This is a genomic window from Streptomyces sp. (assembly GCF_050698815.1).
Lineage (GTDB): Bacteria > Actinomycetota > Actinomycetes > Streptomycetales > Streptomycetaceae > Streptomyces.
The window spans coordinates 1-3,604 of record NZ_JBOHCV010000196.1 but is presented as its reverse complement, the minus strand read 5'-3'; the positions used below and the strand labels follow the sequence as shown (position 1 = coordinate 3,604).

Here is a 3,604-nt window from a genome sequence, read left to right as displayed (position 1 = left end):
GCGCTGGCCGCGGCGGCGTTGACGGTGCCGTCGCCGCCGCAGACACCGAGGGCGCCGCCCTGCTCCGCCGCCTTCTGTGCGGCCTTCTCCAGCGCGTCGAGCAGTTCCCCGGACTTCGGGTCGCACGTGACGATCTCCGCCTTGGGAAGCATGGTGCGCACCACATTCAGGGCGGCCGGCTCGACCGGCTCCGCGTCGTACTCGGTCCCCCCGGGCGCCCGGACCGGATCCTCAGTGCGCGAACCGGACGTCGCGTTCGCGACCAGTACCAGTCCCGCGCCCTCCGGCATCGCTGGCGCCTCCGCCAACGGACGGCCGGGGGAGGGGAGTTGCGAACGGGTGGGTGCCAGGCCGCGGACCGCGAAGGCCGAGCCCACCCCGAGTGCCGCGCCCGCCAGCACGTCGCTGGGGTAGTGGACGCCCGTATAGACGCGGGAGAAGGCCACCCCGGCGGCCAGCGGCGCGACCGCCGCGCCCCAGCGCGGCGACTCCAGTGCGACGCCCGTGACGAAGGCCGCGGCCGAGGCGGCGTGCCCGGACGGGAAGGAGGTGGTCACCGGCTGGCGGTGCAGTTGCCGGATCAGCGGTACCGAGTCCAGCAGCGGACGGTCCCGCCCCACGGAACGCTTGCCGAGGGTGTTGACGGCGGCCGAGGCGACGGCCAGCGAGGCGATGCCGCGAGCGGCACAGCGACGGGCCCGCGGGGTGTTGGACAGCGCGATGGCGGCGGCGACCGCGAACCACAGCCGGCCGTGGTTCGCGCTCCGGCTCAGTCGCGGCAGAACCCGCTCCGGGCCCGGCCAGTTGCGCTTGGCCACCAGCTCGAAGACCGCCCGGTCCGCAGCGGACCAGGCAGGCCAGAGGGACTCTCCCGGCTGTTGCCGGGCGTCCGCTTTGCGTGGTATGGGCGTGGGCCTGCTCCGCCGTTGCCATGCCGCGCGCAAGCGCTGCACGGCCGGAACCTGATCCGCACGGCGGAAGCCGCGCAGACTCTCTCCCACGCGACTGGTGAACTCTGCTGCCATGCGGTTTCGCTTTCTCCGGCGGAGTTGCCGGTAAACCTCCGCACACTGTGACCCACCCCGCTCAACCCGCCCCAGCGCTCCGCCCCCGCCGAGGCGACGGGGGCCGAGCGGGTTCCAGCCGGTTTCCGGCAGAACCGCACGGAGGGGCGCGCGGAAAGGTGCGCGAATGCGTCAGGCCTGCGGCTTGCGCCCCAGAGCGACCATCACCTCCTGCACGTTCCCGTAGCGCGCACGCCCGCCCGGCAGCTCACGTACGGTCTCCACCAGCGGCTCCGGCGCGTGCTCGTCGAGCAGGGACCGCTCCAGCGCGCGCCTGTCCGCGGGGAAGGAATGGCGTCCGAGGTGACGCGCGAGATCGGAGCGGAGGGCTTCGTCCGCCAGCTCCTCCCGGTCACTCGTGCCGGGCACCGGCAACTGCCCCACGGTGATCTCCGGGTCGTCGTCGGCCGCCGGTTCCGGATCGGCCCATTCCTCGGCGCGGGTGGGGTGGCCCGCCTTCAGCCGACCCTGGATCTCCCGCTTGGCCTCGTCGTCGCGGTGGGCGCTCAGCTGGTCACTACCGCGTTGCATGTTGTCCGCCACCGGCTCCGCCTCCTTCGGGTGCTTCTTCGTACGGCCAGCGCAGCAGTGCACCCAGGCCACCGACCGGCAGCTCGTCCGGCACGGTCCCCGGCACGATCTCGGGCGCCGCCTCCAGCACCGGGGACGGCCCTACGCTGAGCACCTCCGCGCCGGTCGCCGCCGCCGAGCGCATCAGCGCGTCGTCGGCGCGGGCCGGTGCGGGCTCTGTCGCGCCCAGGTACTGGATCTCCTTCCGGCGCACCGCCACTTGGTCGGGTTCGTCGCCGACCCAGACCTCGCGGTGCAGGTCGGCGCCCTCGGGGCGTACCAGCAACGCACCGATCCGGTGCTCGCGTGCCGCCTCGACCAGCGCGGGCACGCCTTCGGCGGCGTCGTGGCCGCCCTCGCCCGCCGGTCCCCGTCCCGCCTGGAAGCTCTCCAGCAGCGCCGCGGTGTGCTGCCGCGCGTAGGCGGTGCGGGCCGTCGCGATCTCCTCGTCCAGCATTCGCCGGCCCTCCGCGGTGTTCGCGGCGGGGCCTTCGGGGCCGCTGTCGGCGCGCACGCCGTGCTCCGCCTGCACGGTATGTCCGTGCAGGTCAAACGGCAGGTGCTCGTACACGGAGTGCCGTTCACGCGGCTCGCCGGCGAGCACCAGCAGTTCCGCACCGGTCCGCTCCTGGCGGATGCGCAGCTCATCGGCGATCCCGGCGGCGTTCTGCTCCCAGGTGTTCTCCACCGCGGTCTGGAAGTGCCGCTCCGAGGGGTCCCGGGATGCGGTCCGGTGCACCGGCCACTCACTTTCCGTGACGTGGCCCGCACTGTACGGGCGGCCCTTGCCGCGCACCTCGAAGTCGGCGCCCTTGCGGTCGATGTAGGCCACCAGGCACAGCGGTTCGTCGTCGGCCAGTTCCAGCAGCGGGCCGGTATGCGGCAGCGCCTGCCAGTGGGCGATCGGGCCGCTGTCCGGCAGCGGGACCGTGAGCTCCGTATCCAGCACCACCTCGCCGTGCGTGGCGAACACCGCGTGACCGGGTGGGTACGGGCCACGGGGCAGGGCCACCAGCGCGTCGTACATGACGCGGCAGGTGTCCTCGTCCGCGCCCTGGCCGCGCAGCCGGTCGCAGGCGGCCCGGGCGGTCAGTTTCTGGCGCGCCGCGGTGTCCTCGGAGGCCCTCGCCGTGTCGAAATAGACCGACGCCCAGGGGCCGTGGCGGTCGAAGAGCGGGCTGAGGAATCCGAGTTCCATTGATTCCCTCCTTGGATCGCCGAGGCCGGGTACCCGTACTCATACGGGCAACACGAGAGAAAGCAGCCCGGCGCCCGGCCGCCGCAGAGAGAGGAAACCCCATGGGAATCGATCCACGCGAGCTGTCCGACGCGGATCTCCTCAAGGAACTGGAGACCATCCACCGCACTCGGCACGACACCCTGCTGCACGCCCCGGCGGACGCGCTGTCGGCGCACAGTGTCCGGATGGCCGAGCTGGAGGCCGAGTATCTGCGCCGCCACCCGGTGCGCTCGGTGAGCCCCGGCCGTACCCGGGAGGGTGCCCGCGCCCGCACCGCTTCCTGAGCCGCTCACGGATCGGGTGAGTCGGGTCACCCGACGTGGGTAGCCGCGTCTTATGAGCAACCAGGTCGGCAAGATGACGCAACCCGGAGTGGACCCGTCCGCCGGGGCCGGGCCCGCCGGGGCCGGGACCGCTGCGGCCGGCGAGCGCGCGGATCCCGTGGCGCGCGCGGTCCGCGAGGAAGTCAGGGCGGCAGGGGAGGGGTTGCGCGCCGAGCTGTCGCGTCGGGCAGGCCTGCGCAGCGTGCGGATGCGCGGCGCGGCAGCCGCCGCCGCCTTCTACGGTGGCGGTGCGGTGACCGTCGCGCTCGGACTCGGACTGGCCCTGGTGATGCCCGGATGGCTGGCCTTCCTCATCGTCGCCGTGGTGCTGATCGGGCTCGCCGCCGCCCTGCACGGCGCCGCGGGCCAGCACCTGTCCGCACCCGCTCCGACGGTCGCCCCGGCAC

At 73.6% G+C, this 3,604-nt stretch carries 5 protein-coding genes; 2 read left to right on the top strand and 3 right to left on the bottom strand.

Features of this window, described 5'->3' with window-relative positions:
* The 3 genes from ACRDP3_RS07265 to ACRDP3_RS07255 form a co-directional block, all read right to left on the bottom strand.
* A partial coding sequence (locus tag ACRDP3_RS07265; protein ID WP_431516009.1) for a phosphatase PAP2 family protein occupies positions 1-1,025 on the bottom strand: 1,025 nt, incomplete at its 3' end.
* A gap of 171 nt (positions 1,026-1,196) precedes the next feature.
* Positions 1,197-1,607: a DUF2795 domain-containing protein gene (locus ACRDP3_RS07260; RefSeq protein WP_431516008.1), complete on the bottom strand. Its 411-nt coding sequence runs from the start codon at positions 1,605-1,607 to the stop codon at positions 1,197-1,199.
* Positions 1,582-2,832 (bottom strand): Vms1/Ankzf1 family peptidyl-tRNA hydrolase, encoded by a 1,251-nt coding sequence (locus ACRDP3_RS07255; RefSeq protein WP_431516007.1) that lies wholly within the window; start codon positions 2,830-2,832, stop codon positions 1,582-1,584. The genes ACRDP3_RS07260 and ACRDP3_RS07255 overlap by 26 nt, the downstream gene beginning before the upstream one ends.
* Positions 2,833-2,933: 101 nt before the next feature.
* Between ACRDP3_RS07255 and ACRDP3_RS07250 the strand changes: the two genes are divergently transcribed.
* On the top strand, positions 2,934-3,158 hold the full coding sequence (locus ACRDP3_RS07250; protein WP_431516006.1) for a DUF6158 family protein: 225 nt from the start codon (positions 2,934-2,936) through the stop codon (positions 3,156-3,158).
* A 52-nt stretch (positions 3,159-3,210) separates the two neighbouring features.
* The coding region (locus ACRDP3_RS07245) for a phage holin family protein (RefSeq protein WP_431516005.1) at positions 3,211-3,604 on the top strand (394 nt) is incomplete at its 3' end.